Origin of the sequence: Caldanaerobacter sp. (assembly GCF_049701115.1) — a bacterium.
GTDB lineage: Bacteria > Bacillota > Thermoanaerobacteria > Thermoanaerobacterales > Thermoanaerobacteraceae > Thermoanaerobacter.
Genome location: NZ_JBNATX010000034.1, coordinates 1 through 20,836, shown reverse-complemented (window position 1 = coordinate 20,836; position 20,836 = coordinate 1). Strand labels below are relative to the sequence as shown.

The following is a 20,836-nucleotide window of genomic DNA, read 5'->3' as shown; positions in this document are numbered from 1 at the left end:
AACAAGTCGCATTTACACACAAAATGCCACTTCTTTATTTTGTCAACAGTCTGAGCGCCTCAAACGAATGAAGGCGCTTTTAAAACTTGTGCTCCATTGTTTTCACATTTTAACCTGTAGCTCCTGTACAAAAGCCCTCTTTCTTCATATACTTTTCCAACTTCCTTTAAAACCCTCTCAGAGTTTTCCGGGGAAGAGATGGCCATAATGGTCGGACCTGCACCGCTTAAAAAAGCAGCATAAGCACCTGATGACAATGCTTTTTCAAAGCATTCCTCCATGAAAGGGACAAGTTTTGCTCTATATTTTTGGTGAAGCATGTCTTGGGTGGCAATTTTTAAAAGTTCATACTTTTTCTCAATCAATACGCTCACTAAAAAAGCCGTCCTTCCCGTGTTAAATACAGCATCATTAAAGTCCACTTTTTCAGGCAAGACTTTTCTTGCAATTTCTGTCCTTACCATTTCCTGAGGTACAAAGGCTAAAAAATCTATGTCATCCTCCAGGGCTTTTCTTGCATAATAAACTTTATTTTTGTCAAAAATAGATACGTTCAACCCTCCATTTAAAGCGGCTGTGACATTGTCCGCATGTCCTTCTATTGAAGCCGCCAAATCGAGTATTTCTTCTCTTCTCAATACTCTCCCTGTCAATTCGTTTGCAGCTAGTAGCCCACCTACAATGGCTGCTGCACTGCTCCCTAATCCCCTTCCCAGCGGAATTTCATTTTTTATTTTTATCCTCAACCCTTTATTAAAAAGCCCTATTTTCTTAAAAATCACTTCTGCCGATTTATAGATCAGATTATTTTGGTCATTTTCTATATCTTCTACCCCTTCCCCTTCTACAAAAATCTCCAGACCATCTTCTATGAACTCCATCGAAATCTCTGTATAAAGGTTTAAAGCCACACCCAGCACATCAAAGCCGGGTCCCAGATTTGCCGTTGAGGCCGGCACCCTCACTTTTACCATTCCGCCTGACATGTCGCTATCCATACAAAACTTCCTCCAATTCCTTTAGATTTGGCTCAATTTTCTTTACCTCTCCTCCCAGTTTAACAGCAGTATCAGGGTCTTTTAGACCATTCCCTGTAAGGATACACACCACAGAATCGCCCTCTTTAAAAAATCCTTCTCTGTATTTTTTCATCACGCCCGCTATCGAGGCTAAAGAGGCTGGCTCTGCAAAAATCCCCTCTGTTTTTGCCAGAATCGAATAAGCCTCCAGTATTTCCTCATCCGTAACTTTGTCAATTATCCCCCCCGATTCATCTCTTGCAGCCACCGCCTTCTGCCAGCTGGCAGGGTTGCCGATCCTTATAGCCGTGGCAATCGTCTCGGGATTTTCTATTACTCGCCCTTCCACAATAGGAGCCGCTCCTGCCGCTTGAAAGCCAAGCATTTTGGGAAGCTTTTTTATCTTACCCTTCTTGTAGTATTCTTTAAATCCCATCCAGTAAGCAGTTATATTTCCTGCATTGCCCACAGGAAGAGATACATAATCTGGTACTTCCCCCAAAACATCACATATTTCAAAAGCTGCTGTCTTTTGACCTTCCAGGCGATATGGGTTTATAGAATTTACCAGAGTAATCGGGAATTTCTGCGAAATTTCTCTCACAAGCCTTAAAGCGTCATCAAAATTGCCATCTACCGCAATAACCTCTGCCCCATAAGCAATTGCCTGTGCGAGTTTCCCCAGAGCAATTTTACCGCCAGGGATTAATACCACGCTTTTAAGGCCTGCTTTTGCTGCATAGGCTGCTGCAGAAGCAGAAGTATTGCCTGTTGAGGCGCATACGACGGCATTAGACCCTTCTTGCTTTGCTTGAGATACCGCTACCGTCATCCCCCTGTCCTTAAAAGAACCCGTGGGATTTAGCCCTTCGTATTTTAGATACACCCTTATACCCGGCAAATATTTTCTTTGGAGGTTAAAAGCTTCAATTAAAGGTGTGTTGCCCTCTTTTAACGTGACAATATTTTCATCCTTTATGGGAGGCAAAAACTCTCTATAAGCTTTTATAATTCCTTCGTACGCCATTTTTAATCTTCCCTCACTTTTATTACACTTTCTATTTTTTCTACTTCCTTTAGCTTTTCTATCTCCTTTAAAGCTTCCAAAACCTTACCTGTATTTGCAATGTGAGTCACCAATACAATTTCCGCTGTCTCTCCCATTGTCCCTTTTTGAACTACTGAAAGAAGGCTTATCCCTTTATTTCCCAAAAATCCTGTGATTTTGCTCATGACACCAGGCCTGTCAAAAGCGACAACTCTTATATAGTATTTGGAAAAAGTATCTTCAATAGGTATTAAGTCTACCTCTTCACAGCCATTTTGTATTACTATGTGATTTTTCACATCCATTATGTCGGCAACCACTGCGCTGGCAGTAGGCATCATGCCGGCGCCCTGCCCGTAAAACATAACTTCTCCTACCGCATTTCCATCCACAAGTATTGCATTAAAAACGCCATTGACTCCGTTTAAAGGGTTGGTCTTTTTTATCATGACGGGATGAACCCAGGCTTCTAAGCGCTCTTTTTCGTCAATTCTGGCATAGGCCAGAAGCTTTATGGTATAACCCATCTCTTCTGCATACTGTATATCTGATTTAGAAATAAAACTTATCCCTTTTGTGTAGATTTTCTCCGGAAGAACAAATTTGTTAAAAGCCAGCATGCACAAAATGGCAAGCTTTCTCGCCGCATCAAAACCTTCTATATCGTCTGTGGGGTCTGCCTCTGCATACCCTTTTTGCTGCGCATCTTTTAAAACATCATCGAAGTCAAGGCCTTTTTCTTTCATTTCTGTAAGGATATAATTAGTCGTACCGTTTAAGATTCCTTTTATTTCGTATATTTTATTCGCAGCAAGGCACTGCTTTAAAGGCCTTATGATGGGAATACCACCGCCTACTGAGGCTTCATAAAGAAGGTGTACTTTCTTTTCTGTAGCAAGCTTTATAAGTTCTTTTCCGTGCTTTGCTATGACTTCTTTATTGGCAGTTACCACATGTTTGCCTTTTTGTAATGCTTTTGTTATATATTCTAAAGCGGGATGCTCTTTCCCCATCACTTCTACCACAACGTCTATTTCCTCGTCTTCCAAAATATCTTCTGCGTTAAAAGTTATCTTCCCTTCTGCAAGAGGAGTTCTTTTTTTATTGGGATCTTTTACAAGTATTTTCTTTATCTCAATTTTTTCGCCTATCTTTTTTTCAATATTTCTTCCGTTCTGATCTATTAAGTGAACTACACCTGTTCCTACAGTACCTAGTCCCATCAGTCCAATCTTCATATTCTTCCTCCTTATTCTCCTAAAACTTCTATTTTTCTAACTCCTGGCTGTTTTGAAAGTGCTTCTATAAAATCCTCTATACTTGTTTCCATATACTGCGTATCAATAGAGATCGTAACACTCGCAACTCCCATAGAAGGAATGCTCTGATTTATTGTGACCACATTTCCCCTTTCTTTGGCAACCACATCGAGAATGGAAGAGAGCACCCCAGGCATGTGCTCCAAGACCATGGAAAAAGTTATAATTTTCCCTTTGCTGAACTTAGAAAAGGGAAATACATAATCCCTGTACTTGTAAAAAGCGCTTCTTGATATGCCCACCTGTTTTACCGCTTCATTTATTGTTTTTGCCTTCCCTGACTCCAAAAGTTCTTTCACCTTTATGGTTTTTTTGATTGAATCAGAAAGAATTTCCTCCCTTACTATGTAGAGTTTCCCGTCCTCTCCCATCATCCCACCTCCATGTCTTTATTTTATGGACATCAATCCATGTATGGAATACATTTTATCACATTAAATTCAAAAAATCAAGAGCGGTTTACGTTTACTAAACAAAGAAATTTGCTGTTTATTTTTGTAATTAAAAGATATTTTTATGGTGAAAAATTTTTATTTATTCTTTCAAAATATGAAATATGCCTTACTTTGCTCAGAATTCTGGAAAATTCGAGGCTTTTAATCAAAACCTTTCGAATAAATATGCGTATAAGTATGACTTTTACCCAAAAAATAGTACAATTTTTTTAAAAAAAAGAAGGATTTTTTTAAAATGCGTCGAATATATTATTTGTAAAACCATATCAAAGGGTTTTTAAACCCTCTGTTTTGCATTAATGCATTCTTTTCTTTCAAACAATGAATTTATTAGATGGGTATTTCAAAAGAGGGGGGATGTATTGGGTTTGGGATATGTTAAAATTTTGTAAGCATTTAAGCAAATTTTTAAAAAGGGGGTTACATCTTAATGGCAAATTCAACGTCTTCTTATTTGTGGCGTAAAAAGACGCTTGAGATGGTGCTTTCTGAAACCGAAGCTGAACAATTTAAATTAAAGAAAACATTAACAGCCATTGACTTAATTGCATTAGGTATAGGCGCAATCATAGGTACCGGTATTTTCGTGTTGACAGGTGTTGCAGCTGCTGAAAAAGCGGGACCCGGAATCGTGCTTTCATTTGTCGTAGCCGGTTTGGCTTGTGCTCTTGCAGCAATTTCCTATGCAGAACTCGCTTCCATGTTCCCTATAGCAGGTTCTACCTATAACTATGCTTTTGTAGGCATGGGTGAATTTTTGGCCTGGGTAATTGGATGGGACTTAATACTTGAGTACGTATTTGCTCTTCCTGCAATTTCACTAGGTTGGTCAGGTTATTTTACAAACCTTCTTGGAAGTATAGGAATAAACATCCCTGCATGGGCTGCTAACTCCGCCTGGCAGGCACCTGGCGGTCTTATCAATCTTCCAGCTATAGGAATTCTTCTCGCCGTTGCTATTTTAAACTATATAGGTGTTAGAGAAACTGCTACAATTAACAATATAGGTGTTGCTTTCAAGGTATTTGTAGTACTCTTCTTCATATTCACAGCAGTCTGGTATGTAAAGCCGGCTAACTGGTCTCCTTTCTTGCCATACGGCTGGGCAGGTGTATTCCACGGTGCAGCAATCATCTTCTTTGCATATATAGGATTTGACGCCGTTTCAACAGCAGCTGAGGAGACAAAGAATCCAGGAAGAGACATGCCAATAGGTATTTTAGGATCCCTCGGAATAAGCACGGTGCTTTATATGGCAGTTTCTGCTATTTTAACAGGTGTTGTTTCATATACTCAACTCAACGACCCGGCTCCTGTCGCAAAAGCTCTCAACTTGATAGGTCTTAACTGGGCAAGAGGACTTGTCTCCTTAGGTGCTATAACAGGTATCACGACGGTGCTTCTCGTTATGTTCTACGGTTCTACAAGAATTATATTTGCTATGTCTCGTGACGGTCTGTTGCCACCAGCTTTCTCAAAAGTACATCCTAAGTTCAGAACTCCAACTTTAGCTATATATCTCATTGGAATCGCTACAATGCTTGTTGCAGGTTTCTTGCCAATTGGCATGATTGCTGAGCTTGTCAACATTGGAACAATGCTCGCTTTCATACTGACTTCTATAGCCACAATTGTCTTAAGATATACACAACCCGATTTGCCAAGAAAATTCAGAGCTCCGGGAATGCCATGGACCGGTATTTTGGCTATCCTCTTTGTCTTAGTCCTGATGATCTCCCTGCCATGGGAGACTTGGGTAAGACTTATTGTATGGTTCGTAATAGGACTCTTCATCTACTTTGGATATGGTAGACACAACAGCATACTTGCTAAACAGCAGACCCAGCATTAAAGAAATAAAAAGGCGGCGATTTTGCCGCCTTTTTATTTCTGCTTAATTATATCTCAATTAATTCGCTTTCAATATTTCTTAAAGCCATTCCTATTTTAGATTTTATACCCCATTTCTTTAGCATGTTGGTTACTGTGAAAAAAGCAAGCTCAGGAGTATTATTTATCTGACTTAAATGACCCAAAAAAGCCATCCCTATCATTTTCATTTTAAAAAGCTTTACTAAAGTCTCCCCTGCCGCTTCATTGGAAAGATGCCCTACATCTGATAAAATCCTCTTTTTTAATGGCCAAGGATAAGGTCCAGTCGTCAGCATTTTTACATCGTGATTGGCTTCTAAAAGGATAAGATCCGATTCCATGAGATTATAAGCGACTCCTCTCGTCATATAACCTAAATCTGTAGCGATAGAGATCTTTTTACCTCCTGCCTTAAAAGAAAAGCCCACAGGCTCAGCAGCGTCATGAGGTTTTTTAAAGGGCTTTATTTTTATCTCTCCTATCTCAAATTCTTCTCCTGTGATAAAATAGAATCTATTTTCTTCTTTAATTTCTTTTATGTCTCTTTCCATTGCTTCCCAAGTAGCTTTGTTAGCATAAATGGGAATATTATACCTTCTGGAGAGCACTCCCGCTCCTAAAATGTGATCTTTGTGCTCGTGAGTTATGAGTATCGCAGAAATTTGCTCTGGGTGCAGTCCAATATTTAAAAGAGCCTTTTCTATAGTCCTGCCTGTAAGTCCCGCATCTACAAGAAGGTGAACATCTTTGTAGCCTATGTAAATAGCGTTGCCACTGCTTCCAGATCTGAGCGAACAAAACTTCATATAGCTGCCCTAAAAAAGAGGCGCTCCCCCTTTCGTCTATATCACGATTCAATTATACCACAAAATTATCCACATGAGCTCTGTGTGTAAATTATTTCAGCGAAACCGATGCTCTTCTACTACAATCTTTAGATTTCTAACAGCAAGTTATTAACATATTCACAACACCCTGTGGATAACTCCTTAATTGAAAAAGAGGGGAAAATCCCCTCATATTGTGAGCGCAACATTCCGGCCTTCAGAGATAGCGTGAACAATTTTTCTCACTTCTTTTGCATCCCCTATCAAATAGAGCTTCTCCTCAGGCACAAGCTTCTTTACTTCCTCATAAAGAGTCCTGTTGGGCCTCATGCCGACTGATAAAACTATTGTATCAGGAAGAGGAAGCTTCCTTTCTCCTTCCGGTGTCTCTGTTACAAGTGACTTGTTCACTTCCTTGAGCTTAGTCTTTACGTAAATTTCTACATCTCTTTCCTTTAACCTCTTCATCAAAAGATTTTTCTCAAATACCCCCATATCCCTTGCTACCTCATCCAAAAGCTCTATCACCATCACTTTTTTGCCTTTCTCAGAAAGGTAGTCTGCTGTCTCCATACCTATCAAGCCCCCACCGATTATAGCGACAGTCTGCCCCGTTTCTTTCCCTTCCTTAAGCACTTCTGTAGCAGTCACATACCCGTATTCTTTAAGTCCTGGTATTGGAAGGACTATAGGCTCTCCACCTGTCGCAAATATTATTGCATCTGCATCCCATTGAGCTACCTCTTCAGCAGTCACTCTATGATTTAGCTTTATCTCAACTCCTAATTTAAGGAGCACTTCCTTATAGTATTCTACAATGCCCATCAACTCCTCCTTATGAGGTGGCATTGCTGCAGAGATGAGTTGCCCTCCCAATTCCTTATTTTCGTCATAAATAGTTACTTTATGTCCTCTTGCAGCAGCAGTATAAGCTGCTTCAAGCCCAGCAGGCCCAGCACCTATTATGAACACCTTCTTGCCAGGATTTTCAGCCTTAGGTATCTCAATCTCATCGCTTCTTCCGACAGCCGGGTTTATATTGCAGCCAAACCTTCTTCCTCCTCTTAGCTCGTCAAAACAACCCTGATGGCACGCAAGGCAGCGACGTATCTCCTTAAATTTCCCTGAAACAGCTTTATCAAGGAATAGAGGGTCAGCAACTAAAGGCCTGCCTAAAGCCACAAGGTCAGCCTTACCTTTTGAAAGTATCTCTTCTGCAATATCAGGGCTATTTATCCTTCCAACAGCTATTACCGGTATATTTACCTCTCTCCTTATCTTTTCAGCGTAATCCCATGAAAGGCCCTTTTTAGTGCCCAATGTCTGCATGGTGATAGGTGCAACTTCGCACATTGTTCCTAAAGAAACATCAATAGCCGCTACTCCTTTTTCTTCTAACACCTTGACAAGCTTTATTGTATCTTCTAATTTCCAACCATCCTCCACAAATTCCTCTGCACTTATTCTAACTATTACAGGGAAATCCGGCAATTCTCTTTTAATTTCATCTAAAATTTCTATCCCAAATCTAATTCTATTCTCAAAACTTCCACCGTATTCGTCCTGCCTTTTGTTGGTATGGGAAGATAAAAATTGGTGAATAAGATAGCCATGTCCAAACTGTATCTCCAAAAAGTCTGCCCCTGCTTTATAAGCCCTTATCGCAGCATCTATATAGGCTTTTTGCCATTTTTTTATCTCTTCTTTTTCAATTGCTTTAGGCTCTACACCTATGCTCGGACATGTTACAGCAGAAGGTGCAATAAGAGGCATTTTTGTTGCCATGGGATTTGCAACTCTTCCTGCATGATTTATATATACTGCGACCTTGCTACCAGCCTCCTGTAGGGGGGCAATAAGGCGTTTTAACCCATCTACCAGCGAATCGTCGTAAATACCTAATTGGCGCGGAATTTCTTTGCCAGATGGGTCCACGTATGCAGATTCTAAAACAATTAAACCTACCCCTCCCTTTGCCCTGTTAAGATAATATCCTATCAATTCTTCCGTGACCTGTCCCTCTACTGTAGCATACCCAGTTTTGACAGGCGCCATTACAAGGCGGTTCTTAAGCTCTATCCCCCCGAGTTTTATGGGTTTGATAAGCTCCATATTCTCACTCCTTCTCTGCTGTGAGTTTTAAAATAATGTTCATAATTTATTTATTCGACACAAAAAAGACAATTCCTTCTTGTTTTTTTCGTCATCAAAGGAAGGGGTATACATTTTTAAGCGTTTTTCTCACTTTTCAGATAATCTAAAATATCTTTCAAGCTTGCAAAAGCTGCTCCAATGCTTGTATCTGCAGCACCATAGTAAATTATAAGCTTATCTTCTTCTTTTTTGTATATTGCCCCTGTCGGAAACACTATATTTACCGCATTGCCAATCCTTTCATATCCTTCCTGCGGTGCAAATACCCACTCTTTACTTCTCCTTATCACTTTTTGTGGTTCGTCTAAATCCAAAAGTGCAAGTCCTACTCTGTAAACAGCTGTAGAAGCAGTGTAGCGAATGCCGTGATAAATTATAAGCCAGCCCTCTCCCGTTTCAATAGGGGGTGCTCCTAATCCCACCCTGTGGCAGTCCCACATCCCTGGTCTTGCCGGCAGCAAAATCTGGTGCTTGCCCCAGTAGGTGAGGTCATGAGAAAAAGAAATCCAGATGTGTCCTTCTCCTCTAATTATTGGCCTATGTATAAGGGCATATCCGTCTTTAAATTTTTTAGGGAAAAGGCTGCCATCCTTGTCCTCAGGCGGTACCAAAACTCCTTTTCTTTCAAACTTTTTAAAGTCCTCTGTAAGCATTAACGATATTACAGGTCCACCTGGAGAAAAGGAAACATAAGTTATGGCATACTTTTCCATGTCCTCTAAGTACACAATTCTTGGGTCCTCAAGCCCCCACATTTCCTCGCTGTAATTTTCATCCGGCAGGAGGGTGGGGCTATCAGGTATTTCCCAGTTTGTAAGACCGTCCTTGCTTCTGCAAAGTGTAAGATGAGAAAAACCATCTTTTGTTTCTACCCGGCATAAAAGGTAGACATAACCGTCAAATTCTACGGCTCCTGGATTAAAAACTGCATTTGATGAATAAGGAATATGATCTATTGTAAGTATGGGATTTTTGTCATACCTCACAAAAAGTTCATTAATACTCATGTTCATCTCCCCTTAAATTTTCTATTTGGAGAGAATAAATTTTCCTCAATTTTAAGAAAAAATCCCCATATTCTTTTGTTTTATAATCTGGATATGTCCACGGAAGAAATTCATATTTGCCTTTCGTATAGTACAAAGTAACCTCTGCAAAAATACCTTTTCCAAGGTATATCCGGTGGTAAAAATTCTTGGTCGAGAATAATATTACCTTTGCCATGTCTATATAACCGGGATCTATGTTTACCTTTCGCTTCCCTTCCTCTGACAGAGTCTCTTCCAATGAATTTGTAAACAACTTCCATTCGTATGATTCTTCCGGGCTAAGGAGGTTTTTAAAAGATATAAAGCGCTTTTTTAAATCTTTTCCCATCTCTTCTTCATAATAGTCCGTAAAATCAAAGGGAAACGGGCCAGCCTCAAGGTCTATTTCTCCCCATTTTTCTTTTAAGCTTTTTATCGCTTCCTCTACCACATCTTCTTCCTTATATATAAAACCGCAAAAAAGTTTTACAGGCATTACTTCCTTTACTTTGCCCATTTGCTTCCCTCCAGTGCTCATTCAAGTATAGCCACAGCCCTTACTGGACTACCATCAGAACCCTTTATTTTAAGAGGCAAAGCTATGAATAAAAATCGTTTTTTATCTATAGCTTCTAAATTTGTTAAATTCTCTATTATCCCTACTTTGTTCCCCAATAGAATATGATGAACAGGAAAATCTTCGGTTTCCACAGGATCTGGAGATAAAGTATCAAGGCCTATTGCCTTAACCCTTTTTTCTACTAAAAGATGGGCAAGCTCCTCTGTAAGGTATGGAAATTCTTTTATATAAGCCTCTTCTAGCCAGTATTTGCTCATGCCTGTGCGGAAAATGACTATATCTCCTTCTTTTAAATCCACCCCTTCTAAAAGCTCCGGCTTCATCAACCTATCCGGCAAGTGAGGCACATCTATTATTACTGCTTCTCCTGAATAAAAATCAACAGGAAGTTTTTCAATTGTGTCTCCTGCTTCTATAAAATGAGCCGGAGCATCACAATGAGTCCCTAAGTGTACAACGGCTTTTGCTTCCGTAAGTTGATACCCATCTTTTGCTACTTCCGCTATCCTTTCGATTTTTATCTCTGGCTGGCCAGGATACTGAGGCATACCGTTTTCAATAAAATGAGAAAGGTCTATCATTCTCATCTTCTCACCCCCTCATTCATTCTTTGACTTCAGTATAACACATAAATAAAATAAAACAACTGGTTTTTGAAATTAATTTTCAATATTCGAAGTACATGGCTTATCGCTTAAACTCAATAAGATAACCGCAAATATAATGGAAACTATCCCCAAAAATTCAAAAAAGCTCAGGGATTCTTGTAATACAAAAACCCCAATTAACGTGGCTACGACAGGCTCCATAGTGGTAAATATTGCTGCTCTTCCTGCCTCCATAAAAGTAAGAGCCTTAGTGTAAAGCAAATAAGGAGCTGCAGTAGAAAAAGCACCAAATAAAAGCCCTAAAAAAATTACACGGGTATTAAAAAATATAGAAATATCTCCAAATACAGAAGAAATTGGGAGAAGGGCAATAGCCGCGACCAAAAAGGTATAGGCTGCTATCTTCTCCGGTGGTATATGCCCTGAAAGTGGCTTAGCAAAAATGGTGTACAAACCATAACCGACCGCTGATAAAAGTCCGTACAAAACTCCAAAAACTGATATTTTTTCACCAGTAATAAGATATTTTAAGGCTCCTGAAACCAATAAAACCCCTATAATAGTGAGAAGCAATGCTGTGCTTTTTCTAGGAGTTATCCTTTCCCCATAAAAAATTCTCGCAAGAACCACTACAAAGGCTGGAGCAGTGTAAAGAAGAGCCACGGCTATAGGAAGTGTAGTAAGCTTAATGGCTCGAAAATAAGACCAGTTAAAAAGAGTAAGGCTCAAAATTCCCGTCCCAAACAAATACTTCCAAGACCATAAGGGTAAGGAAAGAGACTTCCTAAGAAGTATTATAATTGAAAAAATAAGAAAAGCTCCAAAAAACATGCGCAGAAAAGCCACATCAGTAGTAGTAAGTCCCAATTTAACTAGCATCCTGACAAAAAGACCTGTCGTCCCCCACAGTGCACCTGCCGAAAGAGCAAGCACTTCCCCTTTTTTCACCCTTATTTTCTCCTTTCTTTCCTCCTAGCGATTATGTCATTATTCCACTTCATTATAATTTCTTCAATTTCCTTTTCTGAAAGGGTGGGTCTTAGATACATGCCCTTATCAAGCCTCTGCCTTAAAGCCTCATAAAGTATTATGCCTGTTGCCACAGATACATTAAGGCTTTGCACCATACCCATCATAGGTATAATAATTCTTTCATCTGCAAGATTTAATATATCCTCCGACACGCCCTTTAGTTCATTCCCAACCACCAATAAAGTAGGCTTTGTATAATCTATTTCCCGGAAATCTTTTGAGGACTCATCCAGCCAGGTGACAACAACCTGCAAATTTTCCCTTTCTTTTAGCTCCTTTATCGCCTTTTCTCTGTCATAAACCCTTTCAATAAAGAGCCATCTGTTTGCTGCCATTGACACCGTTTCATTTATCTCTATGCCTTTTTTTGCTTCAGAAAAATAGTATACTCTCATCACTCCAACAGCATCACATGTCCTCAATATCGCTGAAAAATTGTGCTCATTCGTCACATCATCCACAAAGACGACAAGGTCTTTTTGCCTTTTTTGCAAGACTTCATAAAATCTTTTTAGCCTATCTTCCAAAACTATTATTTTGTTAGATTGCATAAGCTATCCCTGCCTTGTGTGAAATTTATACTTTTAGAATGTCACCTGCTACAAAAGGTGTGTTTGAAAGTATTTTAACTCCACTTTCACACAAGACACCTTTATTTATAATTTAGCACATTTTAGAGAGTTTTTAAATATTTGAATAAAAAGTCAAAATCGTTACATTTTTTACCTATAATTTTTCTTTATAAAACCTTATCAGGATAATTTATTTGACTTCGCATTAAAACTCTCTTAAATTGGAATCAAAGAAAACTTCAAAAGGGGTGATATAATGGAAGCAAAAATCAAAAAAATTTTTACAAAACAGTGGTCTTTCTTTTGGGCAGGTGTAGCCTTTGGTATTGCAGAAATAATTTATATGTTATCCATATGGATAACTAATGTGTTAAAAGGTAAAGAAGCAGTTTTAGATCCCATGACCGTGACCACAGATCTAGGTAAAATGTTTAGAACAGTGGAAGTAGTAACATCAAAACTCCTCCACATAAATGACCTACAACTATATGGAAAAGCTACAGATGGAATATCCTCCACAGGTGGTGCTTTCATACCTGGTATAGGTTGGCAAATAATAGGTTTAATGATAGGAGGATTGATTGTCGCTCTTCTTGAAAAGGATTACCGCTCATGGGTAAAATATCCTCCAAAACTTCTATTTGTAATCTTCTTGGGAGGTGTCCTTTTCAGCTATGGCACTCGCTTAGCAGGAGGCTGTACTCTTAATCATTTAATAGGCGGAATTCCTCTTATGAGCATTCATTCTACAGTGACAATTATATTTATGGCTATTGGAGGAATAACAGCTTTCTTGATAATGGGAAAGTTAAAATTAGCAAGTTTCTTTAAACACCAAGAAACTTTAGAATATGTAAAGAAAAATCGGTTAGACCCGGTAGAATCTATAACTTATGACCCTAAATACAAATACTATAAAACCATTATATGGTGGGTCTTCTTTTTGTATATACTGTACTTTGTGGGGGTTAATATATGGGGTGGGCTTGTGAACCCTGAAATACTTCAACACACAAATGGGGAAAAATTACTTCCTTTTGGCAAATCTATAGCAGATAAAGGGCTTATTTATGTGTTGCTCACATTAATAGCAGGAATAATAGGAGGATTTGGGCTTGCCAAAAGCGGCTACGGTACAGAGTGTGCTCTAATAAGCTTAGAAACTGGGAAGAGTATGACAAAAAACGATAGCTTTTATGCAAAATTGGGTGTCCCAAGGATTACTAGAATTCTTATGAGGGGATATTTGCCCATGATTGGGATTGTAACCACATGGGTGATAATGTTATCTTTCATCCTTGTTGGGTGGATATTCTTTGGCGCACGTCCTGGATTTGAAGACGGTATAAAAGAGCAGCTTACATTGGGCAATGTAATAGGCGGATTCTTGTTAGGTATGGGTGCAGTAATGCTTATAGGGTGTGAAATACGAACTTACATGAGAATAGGACTGGGATATTTGGGCTCCTGGGTAGGATTTTTAGGATTTGCAGTCGGATATCTGCCATTTACGCTCTTTTACGATCAACATATGGCCTTTTTAAAAGCTACTAGAGTTACAGAAACTTTTAAATGGTATCAACTTTTCTTCCCTCACAACGAGGCTTTACAGAAAGCTACGCTTTTCTTGTGGTGGATAGTATTAATTTACCTCTTAGTTTGGTTAATAAAGGTGGGGGCTCATAACATTGCTGTAAGGAAAGAACATTTAATCAATCTTAATACAGAAAACCTTATGGAAGAAGTAGGCAAATATCCTGAAAAAGAACCAGAAGCCGTTCCTATACCCCGTCCAGCAGAATTAAGTTAACGAAAAAATGTAGTTTATAAGATTGATTTCCAAGGGGCTAAATACTTTGTCTCGATGGTATACAAGATTTATTTCTACAGGAAGATCTGCCTCTTTTAAATCGTAAGATATAAGTCTTTCAAAAAACGGAGTGTTCTCCCATAAGGTTTTGGGCAAAAATCCTATCCCTACATTATCTTCAATAGCTCTCAACAATGAAACTGTATCCGGAATTTCAAAACTGATAGATGGATTTACGCGGTAACGAGCTAAATACTTATCTACCAAAGCTCGTATACCGCTTCCTTTTTGTTGAAATAGAAAAACTTGATTTTTTATATCCTTGAATGAAACTTTCTCCTTGCTACCTATAGAATTTGCCTTTGAAGATAACAATACTATTTTGTCAGTGTAAATTCTGTCTTTAACTAAAAGAGAATAATTTAAATTACCAGAAATTATTGCAAAATCTATTCCTAAATCCATTATTATTTTTTGTAATTCATTGCTGTGATTTATAACCACTTTAAAGTTTACATCTGGATGCTTTTCCCCTACGTAATTTAAAATTTTAGAAATATACTTAGCAGAAACACTATAAGACAATCCTATTGTAAGATGAGCTGGTTCTGCCTGCTGCGATCTGGAAACAAGCTCTTTTAATCTAGTAGCACTATTTAATATGCTTTGAGCATGTTTATAAAGAAGTTCGCCTGTTTCTGTAAGAACTATTTCTTTTGAAGTTCTATAAAAAAGCTTAGTTCCAAGCTGTTCTTCTAAAGATTTTATTTGCTGGCTCACCGCAGGTTGAGACAAAAAAAGCTCCTCTGCTGCTTTGCTGAAACTTTTGTTTCGGGCCACAGACTCGAATACCTTTAAAGCATAAAGGTCAATAAGTTCATCCACGATTTCCACCCCTTGCAATATCCTTTTTGAAAACCTTGACACTTATACAAACATGTTATATACTAATTTTACTTTTAAGTCATAATGCAATTATATTATAAGGCATGTAAATAATAAATGCAAAGTAAGACGGGGTGTTTACTTAATATGAACAACATAAAACGCTGGCTAAAATATCAATGGCCTTTCTGGACTTCAGGAGTATTTATTGGTGTCGCAGAAGTACTATACTATGTAAATTATAAGACTTTTATAACTTTTACTACCAGCATGGGACAAATGTCTGCCGTAGCTGAGAATAAATGGTTCAGAAGCTCTTTTTTTGAAAATGCTTTTTCTCCCGATATAAACTGGGTTTTTATTGGAGTCGTTTTAGGGGGAATATTAGTAGCAATTATGGAAAAGGAGTTCCGTTTTTGGGTTGGTTACAACTCTCGTGCGCTTTTATTATCTTTTATAGGTGCCTTCATTTTTAGTTTTGGCACAAGGATTGCCGGAGGATGTACCACTCACCATGTATTAGGCGGAATAGCATCAATGAACATTGCAAGTTGGGTAGTAGCTCTGTCAATGCAAGCTTCTGCTTTTTTGGGATTATTTATATACTTTAAGCTGGGATTGAGCGATTATTTTAAGCCACAAGAAACAAGATGGTATTTCGAACAGGAAAAAGCTTTAGGCCTAGTTAGGGACTATTCTCTGTATGAAAATAGGAAAAGATATATGGAGTTAATCAGATATCTTCTTTATTCATTTACTCTTTTCTTTTTTATTACAATTATCTTAGCAGGTTTTTTTGACAGATTACCTCATGGTCTTAAAAATATAGGAATGTTAAATATTTTAAAATTGATAATAATAGGAATTTTGGTTGGGATAGGAATAGGAAAAACAGGTTTTGGCAACGTGTGTGGAATTTTGACTCCCAATGTTTCTATAATTCTTAGCGATTCAAATAAAAAAGAAGAGCAAAAGAGAATAAATTATCTAACACGCATAATGTTTATGGGTATGTTTCCTTTTATCTCTATATTAATTTCCGTAATAATGCTAAATATAGCAGTAATAATTGGATGGAGTATTTACGGTATACCTTTACCTGCTTCCTATGAACCCCGTGATTATTTATCTTTAAGTCATATAGTCGGAGGTATTTTAATGGGTATAGGTAGCATATTCATGCTGGGTTGTGAGATAAGAAATTATACTCGTTTAGGAATGGGATATTTAACGGCCTTTTCAGCTATACCTGGTTTTATATTGGGATATCTCCCGTATGTTTTTTTTAAAAAACCAATTGAAAAATGGGCATGGTCTCATCCAATATTAAAGATTACATCTTTCCCATATATATCTCATGATTTTAAAAACCAGCTTTTTATTTCGATTTTATATACATTCTTTTTATTTGGATTATTTGTCATTTTTGTAATCATAGGGAAAAAATCTATAGGGCTTTATTTTCAGGATATTTATACAGAATCAATAGAAAAAATTTTCCTAAAAAACCTTCTAAGAGGCAATCTAAAGAAAAAATCATGAATAGAATTTAATTTTCGCGTTTTTATTACTTGAAATATTTTATTATATATTCTTAATTCTCACTATTTTTGTAAGTATTTATAAACATCATTTTCTAGGGTAAATTCAAATTACTCATACTTTTGCATTCTTATCAGCTACACTCTAAATAAAAACATCAAAAAGCAAAAACATGAGCAATGACCTTTAAAAAGTGAGGCACATAATAATGCCTCAGTTCCCTCAGGTAGGCTAAAAATTCAACCATTTGTACTCATCTCTTTGCAAGAGGACATAAAAATACCACCTCAACCCTGCTCGGGCAGAGTAGTAGAAGTTGAAAAAGGAAAAATAAAAATACGTGTTGAAGTAGGAAAATATGATAAAGGGAAAGAAGTAATTTTCACTGCAACACCTCGCGCAATGATTCAGATAGGAAACGAGGCAGTTAATACTCCTGGTGCCCCAGTGGATTTAAGAAAATATTTTTCTGTTAACCAAAATATAGAACTTATGGCAACCTCCTACAGCACAATGATAGCCATACACAGGGAACTGCTGCCAGGAGAAATACTGTCACACTAAAAGAAAGGAACCTAAATAAACTGAAAGCCCCCAAAATTTGAAACCAAACAGCTTACCTTTTTCAGGTTTTGACTGATATTTTATATAAAAAAATTTTTAAAAGAGATGGTTTTTAATGAATTATAAAAGTTACTAATTTTAATAGTAGCATTCTCGCTTGCAGCACAGGTTACCTGTATGTTCCTGGCAGTTACAAAAACACTTCTGCTGAACCAAAACTCATACAGGATGCTTATGCTGCAAGCAGTGTAGAAAATGTTAAGCCCTCAGTGGAGCCTGTAAAAGTAGCAAGACTCTGGATAACTAAACAGTACTTCGTCAGCAATGCGGAAAAGATAGCAACCGATATAGCGCCGTATATAAATAAAAAATAAAGATGGACACACACTTGTACCTCTTAGATTTGTAGCATATGCATTCGGTTTAATCGAAGATAACGTTATATGGAATGGACAGGCCAAACAGTGACTATAAAGGCGTATATAACCTTCCCCAAATTTTACACGCTGCCACAAAGAACGCTTAAAAGAACACTGGTGTTCAAGATAGGCAGCCCTGAATTTAAAGTAGACGGCCAAACCAAAACGATGGATACAGTCCCTGTTCTGGTAAACGACAGAACAATGCTTCTTGCAAGATTTGTAGCTGAGAATTTAGGTTATGAAGTATTGTGGAACGATCAGAGGCTTGATGTGACTTTTGTGCCGAAGATAGAGGGAAGAATAACACAATATGCTGACTATAGGTATCTTGCTTCTCTTGTTTTTCCTGTATTTGACAGCAACCCAAGATTTGAAAGTAGTCCAGTATGGAAAGACTATTCAACTTTCCCGGACGATGTAAAAATACTAAATAGCATATTTGGAGTTCCTGTTTTTCATCCTGGCAGCAATGAAACATACAGAATTTCTAAAATACTTGTAAGCGACTGTAAAAATACAGCTTTTAATAACATAAGGTTGTGGTATAGTGTTATTGATGAACCCAAAGATTATTATTATTATGGTTGCTGGTATCATGTAATGATATATCATGGAGAATCACAACCTCTTCTCCCGGATTATCCCGAATCCCACAGATTACTCTTGATAATTTTGACTATTATGTAAAACCCCTTATTTCTATAACTTTTCCTGACAATTTTGAAGAGATAACAAAAAATATAAAGAATTTATATATTAAATTCTCAGTTTGTTGACAAAATAAAGAAGTGGCATTTTGTGTGGAAATGCGACTTGTTGTCAAAGCGATAACTAAACTTGGCGAACTTGAGGAACGAAGGCGGGGCAAGCGAAGCGAGCGGCCACCTGAGCCCGAAGGGCGAATTGGCCGGTACCCCGCCTGAGCCCGAAAAGTGAGCCTTAGTTTAGTCGCTTTGCAACTTACAAGCATTAACACAAAATGCCACTTAAATAAGAAGCACTTTGTCAACAGTCTGAGAATTTATATATTAAATTTTGTTAACAAGGGAATAAAATGGGGAATTTATAGCGTTGGGAACAAAGATAAACCTCCATTTTTAGTTTTAAACTATACAGGGAATACTGTAGACCCTGTATTAATAGAGATAAAAATTCAAAACTACTAAGCTCCCGAAAGGGAGTTATTTTTTAGGAGGTGATTTTACTTGAAAAAGTCATTTTCTTTTTTGCTTTTTTAATACTTTTTCTTTTTGTAAGTACATCTTTAACCTTTGCAGCTACAAATCTGGACATTATAAGCATATTGAAAAATCCAAACATACTATATTCACAAAAGTTAGAAGCAGCAAAACCTCTGCTTGACGCTCAAAAAATCCCAGCTTCAATTACTCTTCCAAACAACGGCCTGACCATATATATAGACCTGGATATATTAATGAATTACGGTGGAGTTTTATACGTCGTAAAAGACCCAAATACAGGCGAAAAATACACACCTCAAGAAGTAGGTCAGCTTATACAGAAATATTCTGACATATATATAAGTGCTCCCCAGGAATCAAAAATAGACAGTGATGGTGTAATCCAGTGGAGGTATTTAGGATTCACAATAGATAAAGCGCCTTACACCAATATGAAATTCCCTAATGATGCTCTATGAAACTCAGGATATAAAAGATACATTCAAGCTCCATGGAACCTTCTTAAGCTTCCCCCCTGATATACAAAATGCAACAAGAGGAAAACCTCTTACAAACTTCTCCAGTAAAACAACTCTAAAAACGATACAACTTAAGCTCTAAAACTCTATTTATGAAGAAGGCATCTGGCAGCAATATAAAAAACTTCCTGACACTTATCCTACACTTCATATATGCATTTTCAATCCCTCTTAGTAGGCTAAAAACTAGATACGCCTGAAAGTACTATAAGAGTTGACCCTTAGTTTCAATCCCTCTTAGGTAGGCTAAAAACAGAGATACCTGCCCGTTGTCATAATACTCTATTAAAGGTTTCAATCCCTCTTAGGTAGGCTAAAAACAAATATGTCTGTAGAGGGTTCAAATCCCTCATATGTAGTTTCAATCCCTCTTAGGTAGGCTAAAAACCCGAGCAAATCAGGGCTGCCTTTCGAGATTACAAGGGGTTTCAATCCCTCTTAGGTAGGCTAAAAACTCTGTCTGTACACCAGAGAACAAAGTAGCCCAATCGTTTCAATCCCTCTTAGGTAGGCTAAAAACTGTCATCTTTATCATCACCTTCTTTCTCTTTCTCACGTTTCAATCCCTCTTAGGTAGGCTAAAAACAGTAAAAGATAAATTAAATAAGGAAGGGTTACCTGGTTTCAATCCCTCTTAGGTAGGCTAAAAACTTTTCTGGCTTGTTAAAAAAATTCTGCTTTTATTGTAGTTTCAATCCCTCTTAGGTAGGCTAAAAACATCTTGAAATCCTCTTTAATTTCTCCTGTACTCTGAAGTTTCAATCCCTCTTAGGTAGGCTAAAAACGCGTATTCATCAAGCTGTATAAGTATCCCTCTTACTTGTTTCAATCCCTCTTAGGTAGGCTAAAAACAGATACAGAAGAAATAGAAACAACAAATTTTGATAGGTTTCAATCCCTCTTAGGTAGGCTAAAAACATTCTTTGTCTTTCTTTTTCTCTGTATTCTACTTTAGTTTCAATCCCTCTTAGGTAGGCTAAAAACTTTATTTTAAAAGCAAAACTTCCAGCGATACTATCCGTTTCAATCCCTCGTAGGTAGGCTAAAAACAATAACAGGCTTTCTCTTATAAGCACTTCTCATATTGTTTCAATCCCTCGTAGGTAGGCTAAAAACAAACCCACCTAAAAGCATACCAGACAAAAACAGCAGGTTTCAATCCCTCGTAGGTAGGCTAAAAACAAGTCGGACCAGCAATTGATAGAAGGGCTCAAACAGGTTTCAATCCCTCGTAGGTAGGCTAAAAACTCAACACGCAGATGTTGCTTTGCTTCTTCCAAAGTAGTTTCAATCCCTCGTAGGTAGGCTAAAAACAATGGGATATTAATGCAGGAGAGGTCTTTGAAACAGGTTTCAATCCCTCGTAGGTAGGCTAAAAA

18 protein-coding genes and 1 CRISPR repeat array are annotated in these 20,836 nt (G+C 37.8%); of the genes, 6 read left to right on the top strand and 12 right to left on the bottom strand.

The genetic code is table 11. From position 1 onward, the window contains the following. Positions 1 to 59 precede the first annotated feature (59 nt). The 4 genes from thrB to ACPLVE_RS09235 are packed head-to-tail and all read right to left on the bottom strand — an operon-like array spanning position 60 to position 3,757. The gene (gene thrB, locus ACPLVE_RS09250; protein WP_424611268.1) at positions 60 to 998 is read right to left on the bottom strand and encodes a homoserine kinase; all 939 of its coding nucleotides are present in this window, start codon (positions 996 to 998) and stop codon (positions 60 to 62) included. Further along, positions 991 to 2,046, bottom strand: coding sequence for a threonine synthase (thrC, locus tag ACPLVE_RS09245; RefSeq protein WP_424611267.1), 1,056 nt, complete (start codon positions 2,044 to 2,046; stop codon positions 991 to 993). Before thrC ends, thrB begins: the two co-directional genes overlap by 8 nt. 2 nt (positions 2,047 to 2,048) lie before the next feature. Next, entirely contained in the window at positions 2,049 to 3,305 is a 1,257-nt protein-coding gene (locus tag ACPLVE_RS09240; RefSeq protein ID WP_424611266.1) for a homoserine dehydrogenase, read from the bottom strand. An 11-nt stretch (positions 3,306 to 3,316) separates the two neighbouring features. Then, the gene (locus ACPLVE_RS09235; protein ID WP_424611265.1) at positions 3,317 to 3,757 is read right to left on the bottom strand and encodes an ACT domain-containing protein; all 441 of its coding nucleotides are present in this window, start codon (positions 3,755 to 3,757) and stop codon (positions 3,317 to 3,319) included. 514 nt (positions 3,758 to 4,271) lie between these two features. On the opposite strand from ACPLVE_RS09235, the gene ACPLVE_RS09230 reads away from it, so the two are divergent. After that, complete coding sequence (locus ACPLVE_RS09230; RefSeq protein WP_424611264.1) at positions 4,272 to 5,693, top strand: amino acid permease; 1,422 nt, start codon at positions 4,272 to 4,274, stop codon at positions 5,691 to 5,693. Positions 5,694 to 5,739: 46 nt separating this feature from the next. Here the strand turns inward: ACPLVE_RS09230 and ACPLVE_RS09225 are convergent, their stop codons facing one another. The 7 genes from ACPLVE_RS09225 to ACPLVE_RS09195 form a co-directional block, all read right to left on the bottom strand. Continuing rightward, positions 5,740 to 6,519: an MBL fold metallo-hydrolase gene (locus ACPLVE_RS09225; protein ID WP_424611263.1), complete on the bottom strand. Its 780-nt coding sequence runs from the start codon at positions 6,517 to 6,519 to the stop codon at positions 5,740 to 5,742. Between the two features lie 210 nt (positions 6,520 to 6,729). Beyond that, a complete protein-coding gene (locus tag ACPLVE_RS09220; protein WP_424611262.1) occupies positions 6,730 to 8,652 on the bottom strand; it encodes an FAD-dependent oxidoreductase in 1,923 nt (640 codons plus the stop codon). 116 nt (positions 8,653 to 8,768) lie between these two features. Continuing rightward, positions 8,769 to 9,701, bottom strand: coding sequence for a glycosidase (locus ACPLVE_RS09215; protein ID WP_424611261.1), 933 nt, complete (start codon positions 9,699 to 9,701; stop codon positions 8,769 to 8,771). Continuing rightward, complete coding sequence (locus tag ACPLVE_RS09210) at positions 9,691 to 10,239, bottom strand: DUF4416 family protein (protein WP_424611260.1); 549 nt, start codon at positions 10,237 to 10,239, stop codon at positions 9,691 to 9,693. Before ACPLVE_RS09210 ends, ACPLVE_RS09215 begins: the two co-directional genes overlap by 11 nt. Positions 10,240 to 10,256: 17 nt before the next feature. Next, entirely contained in the window at positions 10,257 to 10,889 is a 633-nt protein-coding gene (locus tag ACPLVE_RS09205) for a cyclase family protein (RefSeq protein ID WP_424611259.1), read from the bottom strand. Positions 10,890 to 10,961: 72 nt separating this feature from the next. After that, positions 10,962 to 11,858 carry a DMT family transporter gene (locus ACPLVE_RS09200; RefSeq protein WP_424611258.1) on the bottom strand — a complete coding sequence of 299 codons (897 nt, stop codon included), beginning with the start codon at positions 11,856 to 11,858 and terminating at the stop codon, positions 10,962 to 10,964. A gap of 2 nt (positions 11,859 to 11,860) precedes the next feature. Further along, positions 11,861 to 12,493, bottom strand: a complete 633-nt coding sequence (locus tag ACPLVE_RS09195) for a TrmH family RNA methyltransferase (RefSeq protein WP_424611257.1) — start codon at positions 12,491 to 12,493, stop codon at positions 11,861 to 11,863. Positions 12,494 to 12,770: 277 nt separating this feature from the next. Here ACPLVE_RS09195 and ACPLVE_RS09190 point away from each other — a divergent pair, with 277 nt between their 5' ends. Beyond that, positions 12,771 to 14,324, top strand: coding sequence for a YeeE/YedE thiosulfate transporter family protein (locus tag ACPLVE_RS09190; RefSeq protein WP_424611256.1), 1,554 nt, complete (start codon positions 12,771 to 12,773; stop codon positions 14,322 to 14,324). Here the strand turns inward: ACPLVE_RS09190 and ACPLVE_RS09185 are convergent. Then, positions 14,316 to 15,209, bottom strand: coding sequence for a LysR substrate-binding domain-containing protein (locus ACPLVE_RS09185; protein WP_424611255.1), 894 nt, complete (start codon positions 15,207 to 15,209; stop codon positions 14,316 to 14,318). The two genes, ACPLVE_RS09190 and ACPLVE_RS09185, sit on opposite strands and share 9 nt — an antisense overlap. A gap of 147 nt (positions 15,210 to 15,356) precedes the next feature. On the opposite strand from ACPLVE_RS09185, the gene ACPLVE_RS09180 reads away from it, so the two are divergent. From ACPLVE_RS09180 to ACPLVE_RS09165, 4 genes are all read left to right on the top strand, one after another. After that, complete coding sequence (locus tag ACPLVE_RS09180) at positions 15,357 to 16,751, top strand: YeeE/YedE thiosulfate transporter family protein (protein ID WP_424611254.1); 1,395 nt, start codon at positions 15,357 to 15,359, stop codon at positions 16,749 to 16,751. 261 nt (positions 16,752 to 17,012) lie between these two features. After that, entirely contained in the window at positions 17,013 to 17,315 is a 303-nt protein-coding gene (locus ACPLVE_RS09175) for a hypothetical protein (RefSeq protein ID WP_424611253.1), read from the top strand. 443 nt (positions 17,316 to 17,758) lie between these two features. After that, positions 17,759 to 18,424: a copper amine oxidase N-terminal domain-containing protein gene (locus tag ACPLVE_RS09170; protein ID WP_424611252.1), complete on the top strand. Its 666-nt coding sequence runs from the start codon at positions 17,759 to 17,761 to the stop codon at positions 18,422 to 18,424. Positions 18,425 to 18,932: 508 nt separating this feature from the next. After that, positions 18,933 to 19,397, top strand: coding sequence for a hypothetical protein (locus ACPLVE_RS09165; protein ID WP_424611251.1), 465 nt, complete (start codon positions 18,933 to 18,935; stop codon positions 19,395 to 19,397). 284 nt (positions 19,398 to 19,681) lie between these two features. Next, positions 19,682 to 20,771: a CRISPR direct-repeat array (repeat unit 30 nt; unit sequence GTTTCAATCCCTCTTAGGTAGGCTAAAAAC). Positions 20,772 to 20,836 lie beyond the last annotated feature (65 nt).

What these genes read in the sequence shown, in the direction of transcription:
- ACPLVE_RS09180 (WP_424611254.1), top strand. Translation starts at nt 15,357, where the DNA reads ATGAACAACATAAAACGCTGGCTAAAATATCAATGGCCTTTCTGGACT.
- ACPLVE_RS09170 (WP_424611252.1), top strand. Translation starts at nt 17,759, where the DNA reads ATGGAATGGACAGGCCAAACAGTGACTATAAAGGCGTATATAACCTTC.
- ACPLVE_RS09205 (WP_424611259.1), bottom strand. Translation starts at nt 10,889, where the DNA reads ATGAGAATGATAGACCTTTCTCATTTTATTGAAAACGGTATGCCTCAG.
- ACPLVE_RS09235 (WP_424611265.1), bottom strand. Translation starts at nt 3,757, where the DNA reads ATGGGAGAGGACGGGAAACTCTACATAGTAAGGGAGGAAATTCTTTCT.
- ACPLVE_RS09190 (WP_424611256.1), top strand. Translation starts at nt 12,771, where the DNA reads ATGGAAGCAAAAATCAAAAAAATTTTTACAAAACAGTGGTCTTTCTTT.
- thrC (WP_424611267.1), bottom strand. Translation starts at nt 2,046, where the DNA reads ATGGCGTACGAAGGAATTATAAAAGCTTATAGAGAGTTTTTGCCTCCC.
- ACPLVE_RS09210 (WP_424611260.1), bottom strand. Translation starts at nt 10,239, where the DNA reads ATGGGCAAAGTAAAGGAAGTAATGCCTGTAAAACTTTTTTGCGGTTTT.
- ACPLVE_RS09230 (WP_424611264.1), top strand. Translation starts at nt 4,272, where the DNA reads ATGGCAAATTCAACGTCTTCTTATTTGTGGCGTAAAAAGACGCTTGAG.
- thrB (WP_424611268.1), bottom strand. Translation starts at nt 998, where the DNA reads ATGGATAGCGACATGTCAGGCGGAATGGTAAAAGTGAGGGTGCCGGCC.
- ACPLVE_RS09220 (WP_424611262.1), bottom strand. Translation starts at nt 8,652, where the DNA reads ATGGAGCTTATCAAACCCATAAAACTCGGGGGGATAGAGCTTAAGAAC.
- ACPLVE_RS09195 (WP_424611257.1), bottom strand. Translation starts at nt 12,493, where the DNA reads ATGCAATCTAACAAAATAATAGTTTTGGAAGATAGGCTAAAAAGATTT.
- ACPLVE_RS09215 (WP_424611261.1), bottom strand. Translation starts at nt 9,701, where the DNA reads ATGAGTATTAATGAACTTTTTGTGAGGTATGACAAAAATCCCATACTT.
- ACPLVE_RS09225 (WP_424611263.1), bottom strand. Translation starts at nt 6,519, where the DNA reads ATGAAGTTTTGTTCGCTCAGATCTGGAAGCAGTGGCAACGCTATTTAC.
- ACPLVE_RS09240 (WP_424611266.1), bottom strand. Translation starts at nt 3,305, where the DNA reads ATGAAGATTGGACTGATGGGACTAGGTACTGTAGGAACAGGTGTAGTT.